The 15,661-nt window shown below is 58.4% G+C and carries 13 protein-coding genes; 2 read left to right on the plus strand and 11 right to left on the minus strand.

Annotated elements, in window-relative coordinates:
* Positions 1–640: 640 nt before the first annotated feature.
* The 5 genes from Q4481_RS24220 to rocF all read right to left on the minus strand — a co-directional run bounded on the left by Q4481_RS24220 (position 641) and on the right by rocF (position 8,467).
* The gene (locus tag Q4481_RS24220) at positions 641–1,327 is read right to left on the minus strand and encodes a Crp/Fnr family transcriptional regulator (protein ID WP_304379005.1); all 687 of its coding nucleotides are present in this window, start codon (positions 1,325–1,327) and stop codon (positions 641–643) included.
* 166 nt (positions 1,328–1,493) lie between these two features.
* On the minus strand, positions 1,494–4,841 hold the full coding sequence (locus Q4481_RS24225) for an efflux RND transporter permease subunit (RefSeq protein WP_304379006.1): 3,348 nt from the start codon (positions 4,839–4,841) through the stop codon (positions 1,494–1,496).
* A 14-nt stretch (positions 4,842–4,855) separates the two neighbouring features.
* Positions 4,856–6,052, minus strand: a complete 1,197-nt coding sequence (locus Q4481_RS24230) for an efflux RND transporter periplasmic adaptor subunit (protein WP_304379007.1) — start codon at positions 6,050–6,052, stop codon at positions 4,856–4,858.
* Between the two features lie 448 nt (positions 6,053–6,500).
* Positions 6,501–7,547, minus strand: coding sequence for an ornithine cyclodeaminase (ocd, locus tag Q4481_RS24235; RefSeq protein ID WP_304379008.1), 1,047 nt, complete (start codon positions 7,545–7,547; stop codon positions 6,501–6,503).
* Positions 7,544–8,467, minus strand: a complete 924-nt coding sequence (rocF, locus tag Q4481_RS24240; RefSeq protein ID WP_304379009.1) for an arginase — start codon at positions 8,465–8,467, stop codon at positions 7,544–7,546. The genes ocd and rocF overlap by 4 nt, the downstream gene beginning before the upstream one ends.
* A 125-nt stretch (positions 8,468–8,592) precedes the next feature.
* Between rocF and Q4481_RS24245 the strand changes: the two genes are divergently transcribed.
* Positions 8,593–9,030 (plus strand): Lrp/AsnC family transcriptional regulator, encoded by a 438-nt coding sequence (locus Q4481_RS24245; RefSeq protein WP_304379010.1) that lies wholly within the window; start codon positions 8,593–8,595, stop codon positions 9,028–9,030.
* Here the strand turns inward: Q4481_RS24245 and Q4481_RS24250 are convergent.
* From Q4481_RS24250 to Q4481_RS24260, 3 genes are all read right to left on the minus strand, one after another.
* Entirely contained in the window at positions 9,027–9,482 is a 456-nt protein-coding gene (locus Q4481_RS24250) for a hypothetical protein (protein ID WP_304379011.1), read from the minus strand. The two genes, Q4481_RS24245 and Q4481_RS24250, sit on opposite strands and share 4 nt — an antisense overlap.
* A 100-nt stretch (positions 9,483–9,582) precedes the next feature.
* Positions 9,583–10,479, minus strand: coding sequence for a fructose bisphosphate aldolase (locus Q4481_RS24255; protein ID WP_304379012.1), 897 nt, complete (start codon positions 10,477–10,479; stop codon positions 9,583–9,585).
* 297 nt (positions 10,480–10,776) lie between these two features.
* Positions 10,777–11,976 carry a phosphoglycerate kinase gene (locus Q4481_RS24260; RefSeq protein WP_304379013.1) on the minus strand — a complete coding sequence of 400 codons (1,200 nt, stop codon included), beginning with the start codon at positions 11,974–11,976 and terminating at the stop codon, positions 10,777–10,779.
* A gap of 163 nt (positions 11,977–12,139) precedes the next feature.
* Here Q4481_RS24260 and Q4481_RS24265 point away from each other — a divergent pair, with 163 nt between their 5' ends.
* On the plus strand, positions 12,140–12,355 hold the full coding sequence (locus tag Q4481_RS24265) for a hypothetical protein (protein ID WP_304379014.1): 216 nt from the start codon (positions 12,140–12,142) through the stop codon (positions 12,353–12,355).
* 3 nt (positions 12,356–12,358) lie between these two features.
* Here the strand turns inward: Q4481_RS24265 and Q4481_RS24270 are convergent, their stop codons facing one another.
* The 3 genes from Q4481_RS24270 to Q4481_RS24280 all read right to left on the minus strand — a co-directional run.
* Positions 12,359–14,152, minus strand: coding sequence for a potassium/proton antiporter (locus Q4481_RS24270; protein WP_304379015.1), 1,794 nt, complete (start codon positions 14,150–14,152; stop codon positions 12,359–12,361).
* Between the two features lie 237 nt (positions 14,153–14,389).
* Positions 14,390–15,391 (minus strand): type I glyceraldehyde-3-phosphate dehydrogenase, encoded by a 1,002-nt coding sequence (gene gap / locus Q4481_RS24275; protein WP_304379016.1) that lies wholly within the window; start codon positions 15,389–15,391, stop codon positions 14,390–14,392.
* A 72-nt stretch (positions 15,392–15,463) separates the two neighbouring features.
* The coding region (locus Q4481_RS24280) for a transketolase-like TK C-terminal-containing protein (protein WP_304379017.1) at positions 15,464–15,661 on the minus strand (198 nt) is incomplete at its 5' end.

Raw genomic sequence — 15,661 nt, forward strand, 5'->3', positions numbered from 1 at the left:
GGTTATCTCAGCCCGATGGAATTTGAAAACAAACTGGGATTAGCTTAACTCGGCGTCCGAAAAACCGGCAGCAGGCCATATGTTCATTTCGAGGTTATGGGCAATCGCGGTTGCGATAGCATTCACCCTGGACGAATTCACCGAGAGCTCTCGATAACGGCGACGGACTTGAGCTTCGAATAGATGATTTCCTGAACGTCCATGTTCAACTAAAGATTGTTCGGCATGACATAACCTATTAGCGATACTTGAAGACCGTACTTAGCACGTTGACACGTTTGGGATTAGTGGCTGCATTGTTATCGCACAATGTTTCACTGTTTTCTTTCGACAGTACCGGTTTGACGAAGATAGATGTTTTCGCCTTGAAGCGCCGCCGTGAAAGGATCAAGGTCGAGCGCCGGGTGAGCACGAAAAGAACAACTTGCCAGACGCGACACAACGCGAATGCCAATCTTGTGTCGTTTCTTGTGTCAAAATACAAATATGTTGAATTCCCAACCGCTTGCGAATCTTCGCATTTGACGATGCAATCGGCAGCAAGTCAGGAGCCCTTCACCCGCTCCAGCTTCCCTCACAGCCAAACGAAAAGGCAGGAGCCTGGCCCCTGCCCTTCTTCAGATTGTGTTTGCCGCCCGGTTCAGATCTTTCGCAGTGCTTCCGCGTCGCTGATCTGCACCATCCGTCCGCGGATCGAAACGCCCGAATTGCGCAGCAGCGAGAAAGCCCGCGACAGCGCTTCCGGTGCCAGACCGAGCTTGCCGGCCAGGAGGCTCTTCTGGAACGGCAGGCGGAAGGTCGAAGCCCCGTTGCCATTCGCACGCGAAAGCTCCAGCAGGTAATTGGCAACCCGCTGCGGCGCCGTGTGAAGCCGGTCGTTCGCGACATTTTCGCGAGCATCATTCAGATGCCGGGCCATGATGTTGAGCATCGACATGGCGAGTTCGGGTTCTTCGCGCATGATCAGGCGCATCTTGCTCATGTCGAAACGCGCGAGCATCACGCTCTCGGCCGCTTGGGCATTGAATGTGTAGGTGGAGCCGAGGAACATGGCGCATTCGCCAAAAATCTCGCCCGGCCCGAAAATGCCGATATCGGCTTCCCGGCCTTCCTTGCTCAGACGAAACAGGCGGACATAACCGGACAGGACCGCATAAAAGCAATCGGCCTCGGTTCCCTCCCGGAACAGCATATCGCGAGACTCGTGGCTCGAAACGGCAATGGTATCCATGATCCGCTTCTGCAATGCCGGATTGAGACCAGACATTAGGGCGGTGCTCTGCAGCACTTCGCGATCGCGGTGGTTAATCTTCAAGATCTTGTTCACGCCTCTTCCTCCGGAGATGAATGCTCACGTCGAACTTCATGTGCTGAAAATATAGCTTTCACCAATGATCGAATTGATTTCGATCAAAGCGGCAAAAATATTGAAGGGGAGGAGGATCGCCGTGCCGAAAACGGAAGAGCCCGGCAATCGCCGGGCTCTTTGTCATTCATTCTGCTGCCAGGGGCTTGCCTAGCGGATCATTGGCGGGACTTTGGCGTCCTTTCGGGGGCGCGGCTTTTGTTTCTCCATCGCCCTTGTGGGTTTCGAGAACCTGCAACCGCTCCTCGAGGGCCGAAATCGTGCGGCCATTTTCGCTGATGATCTTTGTCAGTTCCTCATTGTCGAGTGCATCACCCTCGTCTTCCTTCTTGCCGACGAAGCGGCCGAACAACCAGCCAAGCAGACGCGACAGGTCATCCATGATTAGGAAGAAGCTCGGCACCACCACCAGCGACAGCACCGTCGAGACGATGATGCCGCCTATGACGGCAATCGCCATCGGCGCCCGGAAGGCACCGCCTTCGCCGACACCGAGTGCCGAAGGCAACATGCCGGCCGACATGGCGATCGAGGTCATGATGATCGGTCGCGCACGCTTGCGACCGGCTTCAATCATTGCTTCGGTTCGCTTCATGCCGCGATTGCGCATCTCGATCGCGAAATCGACGAGCAGAATGGCGTTCTTGGTGACGATGCCCATCAGCATCAGCACACCAATCATGACCGGCATCGAGAAGGAATTGTTGGTGATCAACAAGGCGATGGCCACGCCGCCAATGGCAAGCGGCAGCGAGAACAGAATGGTGAAGGGCTGAATGACATCCTTGAAGAGAAGGATGAGGACGGCCAACACCAGCATCAGGCCGAGCAGCATCGCATTGACGAAGCTGACCTGCATTTCGGCCTGCACCTTGGCGTCACCGCTTTCCAGAACCTGAACGCTTGCCGGGATGCCGGCATTCTTGGCGATCTCCTCGAACCGGGCCTTGGCCGGATCGAGCGGAACCCCGCGCGGCAGGCTGGCGCCGATCGAGACGACACGGTTGCGATCATGCCGCTTGATCGTGTTCGGGCCTTCCGAGTAATTGATTGCAGCGACAGAACCGAGCGGAACCGTCTGGCCGCCGGCCGTCGGGACCTTGATGGCCTTGATGGCACCAAGATCGCGCCGGACATCGAGCGACATCTGCACGCGGATCGGGATCATCCGGTCATCGAGCGCAATCTTCGGCAGGGCCGTATCGACATCGCCGATCGTGGCAACGCGAACCACTTCCGACAGTTGGCTGGTGGTGATGCCGAGGCGCGCCATCTTGGCAAAGTCGGGCCGGATCTGGATTTCAGACCGCGGCAACGCACCTTCCGCACCGACATTCTGCAGCATCGGTTCCTGGCGCAATTTCGCTTCGAGAATGGCCACAGCCGCATCGAGGTCCGTCGCATTCGGCGACGTGAAATTGTAGGTAATGTCGCGGTCGCCACGATCGTTGAGCTTCAGGATACGGACATCCGGAATATCGGCCACGCGCTTGAACACTTCCGCTTCGATATCCCATTGCGGGATCTTGCGGCCATGGCTCTCGATTTTCGGTAACAGCGGCCCGATCAGCGGAATGCTGCCGCCGATATCGTTGACCAGTTTCACCGCCAGCGAATGTTCGGTATTGTCGAGCATCGCATAGATCGAGGCACGGCGACGTTCGACTTCACCCTTCGGCGAGGCGCCTCCGAGAACGAAGATGTCCCGGATGCCTTCGATGTCCTTGGTGCGCTCGTAGATCTCGCTGGTCACCTTCTCGGTATCGGCAAGCGATGCCGACGGCGGCAGTTCCAGAGACAGCGTCACGCGGCCGGCATCTTCCGGCGGCATGAAGCTTCCGGGCACCTGAAGCATCAGGACAACCGAGCCGATGAGGAAGCCAAAGGCGCCGACCAAGGTACCATAGCGGCCATACCAGCGCGAAGTTGTCGCCGAGATCAGCTTTGTATAGGTCGACATGATCGGGCCATCCTTGCCGTGATCATGATCGACCTCGGCATCGGACGCGCGCATCAGATAGGCCGCCATTAGCGGCGTAATCAATCGCGCAACCGCAAGCGAGAAGAACACCGAAATCGCGACGGTCAGGCCGAACTGAATGAAGTACTGGCCCGGAATGCCGCCCATGAAGGAGACCGGCGCAAAGACCGCAATGATGGTGAAGGTGGTTGCAATGACAGCCAGACCGATTTCATCGGCGGCCTCGATGGCGGCCCGGTAAGGCGACTTGCCCATCTTGATGTGGCGCGCGATGTTCTCGATCTCGACGATAGCGTCGTCGACCAGGATACCGGTCGCCAGCGTCAAGGCAAGGAAGCTCACCAGATTGAGCGAGAAGCCCAACAGGTCCATCACCCAGAATGTCGGAATCGCCGAAAGCGGCAGCGCCACAGCCGAAATCAGCGTCGCGCGCCAGTTTCGGAGGAACAGGAACACGACGATGACGGCCAGGATTGCGCCTTCGATCAGCGTATGGATGGCCGCTTCGTAATTGCCGTAGGTGAAATAGACTGCATCATTGACGAGTTCGATATTGACGTCCGGATGGGCCTTGCGCACCTCCGCAAGACCGTTCGCCACGGTTTCGGCCACGGTCACTTCGCTGGCGCCTTTGGAACGGAACACCTGGAACGAAACGACCGGATTTCCATTAAAGACGGAGAAGGATGCCGGCTCCTTGTAGGTATCCACGATCGATCCGAGATCCGACAGCTTCACGAAACGGCCGGATGGCAGGGCGATCATCGTATCGGCAAGCTGTTCGACCTGGCGCTGGTCACCCAGGGTACGGATGGTTTGCTCAGCGCCCGCGAGCTGGCCGCGACCCGAGCCCAAATCGGCATTGGTGCCGCGCAACTGGCTGTTCACGTTCGAAGCCGTGATGCCAAGCGCATTCATCTTGTCCGGATTGAGCTCGATATGCACTTCACGATCGACGCCGCCGAACCGGTCAATCCGGCCCACGCCGGGCTTGCCTTGCAGGGCGCGCTTGACCTTGTCTTCGACGAACCAGGAAAGCTCTTCCAGTGTCATGTTGGCGGATGAGACCGCGAATGTCTGGATGGCGCTGCCTTCGACATCGATCTTCTGGACTTCCGGCGTTTCCGCCGTCGCCGGCAGATCGGCGCTGATGCGATCCACCGCATCCTTGACGTCCTGGAGCGCCTTGTCGGTCGGCACCTCGATCTTGAACATGATGGCTGTGGTCGAGATGCCATCATTGACGGTCGATGTGATGAAGTCTACGCCGGAAATGCCGGCAACCGCATCTTCAATCTCGCGCGTCACCTGCGTTTCAAGTTCCGCCGGCGCCGCGCCCGATTGGCTGACGCTGACCGAGATCACCGGTACGTCGATATTGGGAAAACGCGTAATCGGCAGCTCGTAGAATGACTTGACGCCAAGATAGAGCAGGAGCGCGAATGCCAGCAGCGGAGCGACTGGATTGCGAATGGACCAGGCGGAGAAATTCATACGCTGCGTTCCCGTTAGTTAGAGGCGGTCTTTTCGTCGGAAACCGGGGTTACCCGGTCACCATCGCGAACGAAGGCGCCAGCCTTCTCCACGACCATATCCTCGGCCTTCAGACCTTCGGCGATTTCGATGAAATCACCATCCTGAACGCCGGTCGTCACAGGCGCCATCGTCACTTTCCCGTCGATTACCTTGCGGACAACCGGCTGGCCTTTCTCCGTCGTGACCGCGGTCAGCGGCAAGGACAGGACATCGCGCTTGGAGATTACGATCTCAGCGCTCGCATACATGCCTACACGGGCCTTGTCGGCATCATCGACGGCAATATTCACCTTGCCAAGGCGCGTAGTGGCGTCAACCGTCGGATCGATGCTGCGCACCTTACCGACAATTTTAACCGCCCCGCCAGCCAGGGCAATGCTCGCCGACTGGCCCGGGGCCAGACGCAGCAGATCGCCTTCGGGAATATCGGCCTTGAGCTCGACCGCATCATCGCGGATCACAGTGAACAGCGGCTGCCCCGCACCGGCCGCGATCGCGCCGATCCTCGCATTGCGCGCAGAGATCACGCCGGAGACCGGCGTCTTGACTTCGGCACGCGAAAGCTTGAGGTCGATATCGCGGATCTGGGCATCAACCACATTGACATCCGCCTTGTTGGCCGCAAGGGCCTGCTCGGATGATTTGATCCGCGCTTCCGCAGCCGTCGCAGCTGCACGCAATTGCTCGGCCTGCGAGGTTGCGATCGTTCCCTTGGCCGCCAGCGTTTCGGCACGCGTTGCCTGCCGCTTGCTCTCGTCCGCATTGGCCTTCACTTCAGCAAGCTGAGCCTCAAGCTGTGCGCCCATGGCGAGCGCCTTGGCCCGATTGGCCTCAAGCTGGCTCTTCTGCAGCAGAAGCGTGTCACGGCTCAGCGTTGCCACGACCTGGCCTGCCGTGACCTTGTCGCCCACATCGGCCGCCAGCGTTTCAATCCGCATACCGTCGATCTGCGGCTGCACATAGACTTCCTCGACAGCTTCGATCGAACCCGTCACGATGATACGGTCGGTGAGGTTGCGGACCTTCGCCGCTGTAACCCGGATCGCTGGAAAGCTCTGTTCGGTTTTCTGTGTGGCGGGCTTGGCTGCCTCTTCCGACAAAGCCGGAAAGACGGAAGCCGCAAGCATGGCGGAGGCCAGAATCAGGATCTTGTTCGTCTTGCTGCGCATCGATTGTTCCCCACACCGTTTCATCCTGCCCAAACTGCAAATGGACGAAACAAATTCCAATTTCCAACGACCGGCCAAAACGGATTGTTGTTCGCGAAACGCGATTTATACGTAAACCATAGTGGCTTTGGATCGCTCCGAAGCTCGCTCTCGCTAAACCCTATAGTCACATTCCGTTGCAGTGGCGTTAAATCCGCACCATCACCCGAGCGCGGCGAGCAAGACAAATCTGGCTGCCGCACAAATGACAATTCGCACTTTGTGAACACATATGCGATCAGCCATCAGAAATTGCCACACTACGGGGCGGAAAATTACAAAAATTTACTTTCGAGCATTTGCAGACCATTCGACCTGTGACCGAATAGTAACAGGTCAGCCCGGCAAATGGAGTTATAGAGCAAAACAAAATAACATAGCTTTTTAGCTATATAATACACTCGTCGACCTACTTCTGGGACCGAAGCAACATGCCAAACAGATCCCGTGGCTCATCCGGGTCTGCCAGAAGGTCGATCTCTTCGTAAAAAGGAAAAGCCTCCAACTGATCGCGCAGGAAGCGCAAGGCAGAAAAATCCTCGATAGCAAAGCCAACCGAGTCAAACAGCGTTACCTGCCTTTCACTCTCCCGGCCCGCGACCTGTCCGGTCATCACCTGCCAGAGTTCGGTGACGGCATGATCAGGCTCCAGTTGCTGGATCTCACCCTCAATGCGCGTCTGTGGGGGATATTCGACAAATATCTTCGAGCGCAGCAGAATGTCGCGGTGAAGCTCTGTCTTGCCGGGACAATCACCGCCAACAGCGTTGATATGGACACCTTCTCCAACCAGATTGTCGCTCAGGATGGTCGCGTTCCGCTTGTCGGCAGTAACTGTAGTGATGATCTCCGCCCCTTCGACAGCTTCCTCGACGCTTTTGGCCTTGATGATTTCGAAGCCGCGACCAGCGAGATTGCGGGCGCATTTCTCGGTGGCGACCGGATCGATGTCGTAAAGGCGCAGGCGATTGACACCCAAGAGCGCCTTGAAGGCCAGAGCCTGGAATTCCGACTGGGCACCATTGCCGATGATCGCCATTGTTCTTGCGTTGCGCGGCGCCAGGTGCCGCGCCGCTACTGCCGAAGTGGCTGCGGTCCTGAGTGCGGTCAGGATGGTCATTTCGGTGAAAAGCACAGGATAGCCGCTCGCCATATCGGCCAGCACCCCGAAAGCGGTCACCGTCTGCCGCCCGGTACGCGTGTTCTTTGGATGGCCATTGACATATTTGAAGCCGTAGAGAACGCCGTCACTCGTTGGCATCAGTTCGATGACACCATCGTCACTGTGCGACGGAATCCTTGGCGTCTTGTCGAAACTTTCCCAGCGGCGGAAATCCTCTTCAACATAGGCGGCAAGATCGACAAGGAAGCGTTCGACGCCGATTCCCATGACGATCTTCATCATGCTGTCGACACTGACGAAGGGAACGATATTGAGCTTGAGACCGTCGGTCATGAGAAACTCCGGGTTGGGCGATCGATGACGCGTTTTCCGAGCAGGCTGGCCGCCAGATCGGTCATGAGGTAGGCGGTGCGACCGCGCTCATCGAGAAAGGGATTGAGTTCGACGAGATCGAGGCTGCTGACTAGTTCACTGTCATGCAGCAGTTCCATGATCAGATGCGCCTCGCGAAAAGTCGCGCCGCCGGGCACCGTTGTGCCGACCGCAGGCGCGATCGACGGATCGAGGAAATCGACATCCAGCGAAACATGCAGCAATCCATCTGCCGCCTGAACCCGTGACAGGAACTGTTTGAGGGGTGCTACCACGCCCTCCTCGTCGATCCGACGCATGTCGCAGACATCGACACCGGATGAGACGATCGCCTTGCGCTCGGCCGCATCGACGCTCCGGATCCCCATCATGAACACGTTCTCAGGCGCCACCGGCGCTACAAGTGGCGGAAATGCCGTGCCGAACCCGTCCTGGCCGGTGAAATAGGCCACCGGCGTTCCATGCAGGTTGCCGCTTTCGGTGCTCGCAAGCGTGTGGAAATCAGTATGCGCATCGAGCCAGATCACGAAAAGCGGACGGCCGTTTTCCCGGGCGCGCCGAGCAATGCCGGCAACGGTTCCCGCCGACAGACAATGATCGCCGCCCAGAAAGATCGGCATGGACTGGCTGCTTTCCCGATAGGCCACATCGGCCAGTTGCTCTATCCAGCCGGCAACCTCGGGCAGGTTCTTCAGAACCGGGTTCGTGTGCCGGGCATCTTCGAGACGACGTGGCGGCAGATTGCCGATGTCACACACCTTATGGCCGAGTTCCGCAAGCGCGGACGTCAGACCAGCCGCCCGGAACGCGGACGGGCCCATGTCACAGCCCGCGCGGCCCGAACCTTCCTGAACCGGCACACCGATGAGTGTAATATCCATTGCCAACCGCCTCTCCTGTTTCTGGCATTGAACCATTCGCGCGTGGCAGAAGGAACAATACGATTTGGCAATCAGCACCAAATGTATTATCAAAATGGCTATTCAACTTGCCATAATGGATAGTCATGGACGAACTCGACCAAAAACTGATTACCCTGCTCAGGCATGACGGACGCAAAAGCATCTCCGATCTGGCGACAAGCCTCGATGTCGCACGCGCCACGGTCAGGGCTCGGGTCGAGCGCCTCGAAGCCAGCGGCGAGATCCTCGGCTATACGGTGATCCTGCGCAACGATACCTCGGACACGCCCATCCGTGGCATCATGATGATCGAGGTGGAAGGGCATGTGACGGATCGCGTGATCCGTATTCTCGGCGGTTTCCCCGAGATTTCGGCCATACATACGACCAATGGCCGCTGGGATCTGATCGCCGAACTGGGTGCCGCGACCCTGCCCGATTTCGATGCCGTGCTGCGGCGTGTCCGCCTCGTGCAGGGCATCGTCAATTCGGAGACCAATCTGCTTCTGTCGACACCGCGATCGACCAAGGCACGGCTCTAATCGATCGTCACCGGGGAATCGACAAAAGCCTCAAAGGGCAGCCGCAGCCGCGCGACAGTCGGAGACCCGACCTCGAAGCTCACATAACGCCGGAAGATCATGCTTACGCCCGTCGCGTCATGGATGGCGCCCCAGGGTATGAAGAGCGGCGGATGGGCAATGGAAAAGATCCGCCAGACAGAGAGATGCAATCCTTCCGCCGTCACGACGATCCGCAGCACGCGCTTGTAGCTTGAAAGCCCGATCATGCCGGTCGCGCTCGCGAGCACCCTTCCATCTGGCGGCATCTTGCTGCCCGGATAGTGCCGCGCCAGTCGGCCCCACCCCCCGATCTGTGCCATCAACCAGACGATGCCGCCCCACAGCAGTCCGAAGGCAATCGGCCAGGCGAGGATAATCAGCCCGACGAGCACCGGAACGGGTATGGACGAAGATGGGATTGCCGGCTCCATGAGGCCTCCGCAGGAATGGACAAGAAGACCATAACGCCAAATGGCAAAAAGGGGAGGCCTTCGCCTCCCCTTCGGCATTTCCGTGATGAAACAGGGTCGATCAGGCCTTGTTCACGCTGGCGCCATAGATCTCGTTGATCGTTTCGGCGAGGCTGGCTTCGAATTCCGCATCGCTCATCGAAACGCGGAGGTTTTCCGTGAGCGCGCGCGAGAAGCTTGCGATCATGCCGTGGTTGTGGCTCAGCTTTTCGCAGGCGTCGGCGCGAGTATAACCACCGGACAGGGCGACAACGCGAACAACGGCCTTGTGAGCGACCAACGGAGCGTAATAATCGGCAACGGTCGGGATCGTGACCTTGAGCATGACCTTTTCGTCAGCCGAAAGCTTGTCGAGTTCGTTGGCGATCTCGTCGCGCAGAATGACTTCGGCTTCTTCCTTGGTCGGGCTCTTGATCGACACTTCCGGCTCGATGATCGGAACCAGTCCCTGGCCGATGATCTGGCGACCGACTTCGAACTGCTGCTTGACGACAGCGGCAATACCGGCCTTGTCGGCCTGTGCGATCACCGAACGCATCTTGGTGCCGAAAATGCCCTTCTCGCGACCGCGGATCAGCAGCGGATCGAGATCCGGCATCGCCTTCATCAGCTGCACGCCATTCTCTTCCGCCATCAGGCCCTTGTCGACCTTGAGGAACGGAACGACGCCACGCTTTTCCCAGAGATAGGAGGGGACGGCCTGGCCGTTGACGTCACCATCCATGGTCCGCTCGAACAGGATGGCGCCGATGACCTTGTCACCCGAAAAGGCAGCCGCACTCATGATGCGAACGCGCATGGCATGCATCAGACGGAACATTTCCTCGTCGCCCTGATACTCGGACTCGGCAATTCCATAAAGACGCAGGGCACCGGGGGTTGAACCACCGCTCTGGTCCAGCGCGGCGATGAAGCCAGGTGCCGAGCTGATCTTGTCCAACATTTTCGCGTCCACCATCATTCACTCCTATCCCTAAAATGGCGCTTTACGCGCTCCCGAAATCTCTTTGTCTCATGGCCCTCTGTCCTGGTCGGACGGGCCTTTCCCCGGATCGAGCCTGTCGCTGTTTTCGAACTGCGATGTTCCTTCCGAGGGGTCAATGGGCCGATAGCAGAAGTTCTTTTAAAGGGAAATGTGCCTTGAAATGGCTGAAACGATTGAAATGATTTCAATCGTTTAAATTTTTGAAATACTTAAACGCCTTTGTGGATGGATGCGCGAATGTCTCCGCGCATCCCTCATGCAGCGGCCCGATCAGGCCTTGGACAGAACATCGACGCCCGGAAGTGGCTTGCCTTCCATCCATTCGAGGAAGGCGCCGCCTGCGGTCGAAACATAGGTGAAGCGCTCGCCAACACCGGCATGGTTCAATGCCGAAACCGTATCGCCACCACCGGCAACCGAGACGAGCTTGCCGGCATCAGTTTCAGTGGCAGCAAATTGTGCCGCAGAGACGGTTGCCTTGTCGAAAGGCTCGATCTCGAAGGCGCCGAGCGGGCCATTCCAGACCAGCGTTGCGGCCTTGGCAATCCAGCCATTGACCGCCTCGATCGACTGCGGGCCGACATCGAGCATCATCGCATCGGACGGAATGGCCGTGACAGCGACAGTTTCGTTGGCCGCACCTGCCTTGAATTCGCGCGCGACGACACCATCGAGCGGAAGCACGATATCGCAGCCGGTCTTCTTGGCTTCCGCGAGAATTTCGCGTGCGGTTTCCGCAAGATCATGCTCGCAGAGCGATTTGCCGACATCGATGCCCTGGGCTGCGAGGAATGTATTGGCCATGCCGCCGCCGATCACCAGCGCATCGACCTTGCCGACGAGGTTTTTCAGCAGATCGATCTTGGTCGAAACCTTGGCGCCGCCGACGATCGCCACCACCGGACGCGAGGGATTGCCGAGCCCCTTCTCGAGCGCTTCGAGTTCGGCCTGCATGGTGCGGCCGGCATAGGCGGGCAGAACATGCGCGAGACCTTCTGTCGAGGCATGGGCGCGGTGGGCAGCAGAGAAGGCATCATTGACATAGAGGTCGCCATTGGCGGCCAGTGCCTTTACGAATTCGGGGTCGTTCTTTTCCTCGCCCTTGTGGAAGCGGGTGTTTTCCAGAAGCAGGATGCCGCCATCGGCAAGGGCGGCAATGGCATCGGCTGCAACAGAACCGATGCAATCGGAGGCGAATGCGACCTTGCGACCGAGAACCGCTTCGAAAGCCGGCACGATCATCGCCAGAGAGAATTCGGCGGCAACGGCGCCCTTCGGACGCCCGAAATGGGCCAGAAGGATCACCTTTGCGCCCTTGTCGGCCAGTTCGAGAATGGTCGGCGCCACGCGCTCCATCCGTGTCGTGTCGGTCACCTTTCCGTCACTGACGGGCACATTGAGATCGACGCGCACGAGCGCACGCTTGCCCGAAATGTTGCTGAGATCGTCGAGGGTCTTGAAAGCCGGCATGTTATCTTCCCGTTTCGATGTGGCTTGGTTGGCTGGACCATACACCGCGAATTTCGTGACGCAAGCCGGCAATTGGTTCATTCCAATTCCGGGTCAAAAGAGATTTCACAATCGTCAAGGCTGTGGGATAGAGCGCGACAGATAAGATGGGATCGGACCGGCAATGGAAAAGAATGACAAGGATCTGACGGCGCTGATCAAAGCCCTGGCAAACGATCCCAAACGCGACAACAGCCTCTATCATCGTGCCGTTGCCGAGGCGCGCCGGGCCTTCGCCGAAGCAGAGGCGCATATTCAGGGTCCGGTCGCACTCAAAACTAAAATACGAAAGCGCAAGGACAAGGTGACGATCAAATGGACGTTCAAACCGGAAGAATGAACGTCAACTCGCCCTGGCCCGTGCCCTGAACCGTTGCAGGATTTCGCGCAGGTTAAGAAACAGCGGTGGTGTCTTCGGTGGCTCGATCTCTGCCATGGAGATACCGATCGCCGAAACGCGGTGGTTTTCATCGAGATCACGGACGATGAGGACGATCGGACCAATACGGATACGATCGGCAAACTCTGCCTGACCGCCCAGACGCGCCATCACGAGTTCGCCCATGGTCATTTCCATCTCCTGGGCGGTGAGGAGGCCAGGCCCATAGGCCGCATCGAATTCCTGTGCGGGCCGCGATGTGCCGATTGCGAAAGTGCCGAAGAATTCCTCGTCATCCTGCGCCAGTTCGACCCGGCTCGCAAACAGCCTGTCGAGCAGTTTGAGGTAGGCCGGCGCAACGAATAGATAGACAATGTCATTCTCCTTCAGGCGGCCGGCATATTGATAGCGCATCGAGCGACCGTCACGGATCACGAGGGATGGTGTTGCCCAGCGGGGAATTCTCGCCCCCCGCAGCACCGGCGTATCCTTGATGACGCGATAGGAGACGAGTTCATGCGTCGCTGAACGTGGCAGGTCGACCTCGATCCGGTCAACATCGCCAGTCTGGCGTGGAACGATCAGATTCAGCTGCTTCGCCATCACCTTGATCGTCCAGCCCTGGACCACGAGCGACACCAGAACGATGATGAAGGTGAGGTTGAAGAACACCTGCCCACCCTCGACCTGGTAGAGGATCGGCAGGATGGAGAGAAGAATGGAGACGGCACCGCGCAACCCCACCCAGGCGACAAACGTGATTTCTTTCTGGGCAAAATCGAACGGCAACAGGCAGAGCCAAACGGCAAGCGGTCTGGCAACGAGAATCAGGAAGAGGCCGAGCAGGATGGCTGGCAACAGGATCGCGCCGAAATCGGACGGTGTCGCCAGGAGACCGAGGACGACGAACATGATGATCTGGGCAAGCCAGGTCATGCCCTCCTGGAAACGGCGGATGGAAACCCGCGCCTGCAGCGGCTGGTTGCCCGCATAAAGACCGGCGACATAACAGGCCAGAAACCCGCTGCCGCCGAAAGCACCTGTGGCTGAAAAAACCAGGAGAGACAGGGCCAGCACGAGGATCGGGGCAATACCGCGATCGGTTTCGAACCGGTTGGTCGCCGCCACGATCATCCAGCCGCCAAGCATGCCGAAAATCACCCCCAGTCCCATTTCCTCGATGAAATCGACGAGAAGGTGCCAATCGAGATCCTCGAGCCCATGGCCCTTAGCGACAAGTTGCACGAGCGTGATGGTGAGAAAGATAGCCATCGGATCGTTGGTGCCGGATTCGACTTCGAGCGACGAAGTGATGCGGTCACGAATATTGACGCCGCCGATGCGCAAGAGGAAAAACACAGCCGCCGCATCCGTCGACGCCACGATCGAACCAAGCAGCAGCCCTTGCGTAAAATTGAGGCCGGCAAACAGCATGGCGGCCAGTGCGAACAGGCCGGTTGTCAGAATGACCCCGAGGGTCGCCAGCGTGATCGCTGGCGCAGCCGCCTGCTTGAACGCCTTGATCGGCGTTCCGAAGCCGGAATCGAACAGAATGACGGCGAGCGCGATCGATCCCAGCATATAGGCGAGGCCGGCATTGTCGAAATCGATGCCGAGCCCGTCAGTACCGGCGAGCAGACCGACGGACAGAAAGAGAAGAAGAAGCGGAGCGCCGAAACGGAAGGCGATGAGAGAGGAAAAGGCCGCAAGCAGGATGAGCGACGAACACACAAGCAGAATAATATAGAAAGCGTCCAACTTGTCCCCTCTGGCAGCGCCCGGCCTTCTCTGAGCCGTTGGCATCGTCCCTTGCTGAAATGTCTGATGGCAGCCCGAACGCGAAAGCGGTTGGCTGATCTGGAAGCGCGAAGCAGTGCGCTCGCTGATGTCAGAATGATCAATCCAGTTCTGGACGACAATGAGGCGAGGAACAATTTCAATAAAAAAAGCGGGCAAGGCTGCCCGCTTTCGATTTCGGTCCGATGAAGTGTCGGATCAGATGAGTTTGCCCATGGCAACGGCCGTGTCCGACATGCGGTTCGAGAAACCCCATTCGTTGTCGTACCAGGACAGGATGCGCACCAGGTTACCGTCCATGACCTTGGTCTGCTGGGCAGCGAAGGTCGAGGAGTGGCTGTCATGGTTGAAGTCGATCGACACGAGCGGCTCAACGCTGTAGCCGAGAATGCCCTTGAGCTCGCCTTCGGCTGCGGCCTTGATGGCGGCATTGACTTCTTCAGCCGTCGTATTCTTCTTGGCGATGAACTTGAGGTCGACGACCGAGACATTCGGGGTCGGCACGCGGATCGACGAACCGTCGAGCTTGCCCTTGAGGTCCGGCAGCACGAGGCCGACAGCCTTGGCGGCACCGGTCGAAGTCGGGATCATCGACAGCGCAGCAGCGCGGGCGCGGTAGAGATCCTTGTGCATGGTGTCGAGCGTCGGCTGGTCACCCGTATAGGCATGGATCGTGGTCATGTAACCCTTCTCGATGCCGAATTCGCGGTTGAGGATATAGGCCACTGGTGCCAGGCAGTTGGTGGTGCAGGACGCGTTCGAGACGACGACGTCATCCTTGGTCAGTTCGCCATGATTGACACCGAAGACGATGGTCTTGTCGGCATGATCGCACGGAGCCGAAACCAGAACGCGCTTGGAGCCGTTGGCAAGGTGGGCCGAAGCCTTTTCCTTGGTGGTGAAGATGCCGGTGCATTCGAGCGCGATATCCACGTCGGCCCACGGCAGTTCCTTCGGATCGCGAACGGCGGTGACCTTGATCGGGCCGCGACCAACATCGATCGAGTCGCCGGAAACCGTTACCGTGCCCGGAAACTTGCCGTGGACGGAATCATAACGCATCAGATGCGCGTTGGTTTCGACCGGACCGAGATCGTTGATCGCCACCACTTCGATGTCAGTACGACCCGACTCGATGATGGCGCGAAGCACGTTGCGGCCAATGCGGCCGAAGCCGTTGATACCTACCTTGATTGCCATTGTCATTTCTCCCGCTGAAACATTGCGTAGTTGGAAAAGCAAAGGCCGGCCACACCGGGCCGGCCCATGATGTTACCCGAGCTTGGCGCTGGCGGCATCCGCAACCGCCTCGGGGGTAATTCCGAAATACTTGTAGAGTTCCTTGTAGGGGCCGGAAGCACCGAAACCCTTCATGCCGACAAAGAGGCCATCGGAGCCGATGAACCGGTCCCAGCCCTGGCGAATGCCGGCTTCGACCGCGACCCTGACCTTGGCTGTGCCGAGCACGGA

The sequence above is a fragment of the Fluviirhizobium alvei genome (assembly GCF_030551875.1).
Taxonomy (GTDB): Bacteria; Pseudomonadota; Alphaproteobacteria; order Rhizobiales; family Rhizobiaceae; genus Rhizobium_E; species Rhizobium_E alvei.

Coding starts and splice junctions, on each gene's coding strand:
- Q4481_RS24225 (WP_304379006.1), bottom strand. CDS start 4,841: ATGAATTTCTCCGCCTGGTCCATTCGCAATCCAGTCGCTCCGCTGCTG.
- Q4481_RS24230 (WP_304379007.1), bottom strand. CDS start 6,052: ATGCGCAGCAAGACGAACAAGATCCTGATTCTGGCCTCCGCCATGCTT.
- ocd (WP_304379008.1), bottom strand. CDS start 7,547: ATGACCGACGGTCTCAAGCTCAATATCGTTCCCTTCGTCAGTGTCGAC.
- rocF (WP_304379009.1), bottom strand. CDS start 8,467: ATGGATATTACACTCATCGGTGTGCCGGTTCAGGAAGGTTCGGGCCGC.
- Q4481_RS24245 (WP_304379010.1), top strand. CDS start 8,593: ATGGACGAACTCGACCAAAAACTGATTACCCTGCTCAGGCATGACGGA.
- Q4481_RS24250 (WP_304379011.1), bottom strand. CDS start 9,482: ATGGAGCCGGCAATCCCATCTTCGTCCATACCCGTTCCGGTGCTCGTC.
- Q4481_RS24255 (WP_304379012.1), bottom strand. CDS start 10,479: ATGGTGGACGCGAAAATGTTGGACAAGATCAGCTCGGCACCTGGCTTC.
- Q4481_RS24260 (WP_304379013.1), bottom strand. CDS start 11,976: ATGCCGGCTTTCAAGACCCTCGACGATCTCAGCAACATTTCGGGCAAG.
- Q4481_RS24265 (WP_304379014.1), top strand. CDS start 12,140: ATGGAAAAGAATGACAAGGATCTGACGGCGCTGATCAAAGCCCTGGCA.
- gap (WP_304379016.1), bottom strand. CDS start 15,391: ATGGCAATCAAGGTAGGTATCAACGGCTTCGGCCGCATTGGCCGCAAC.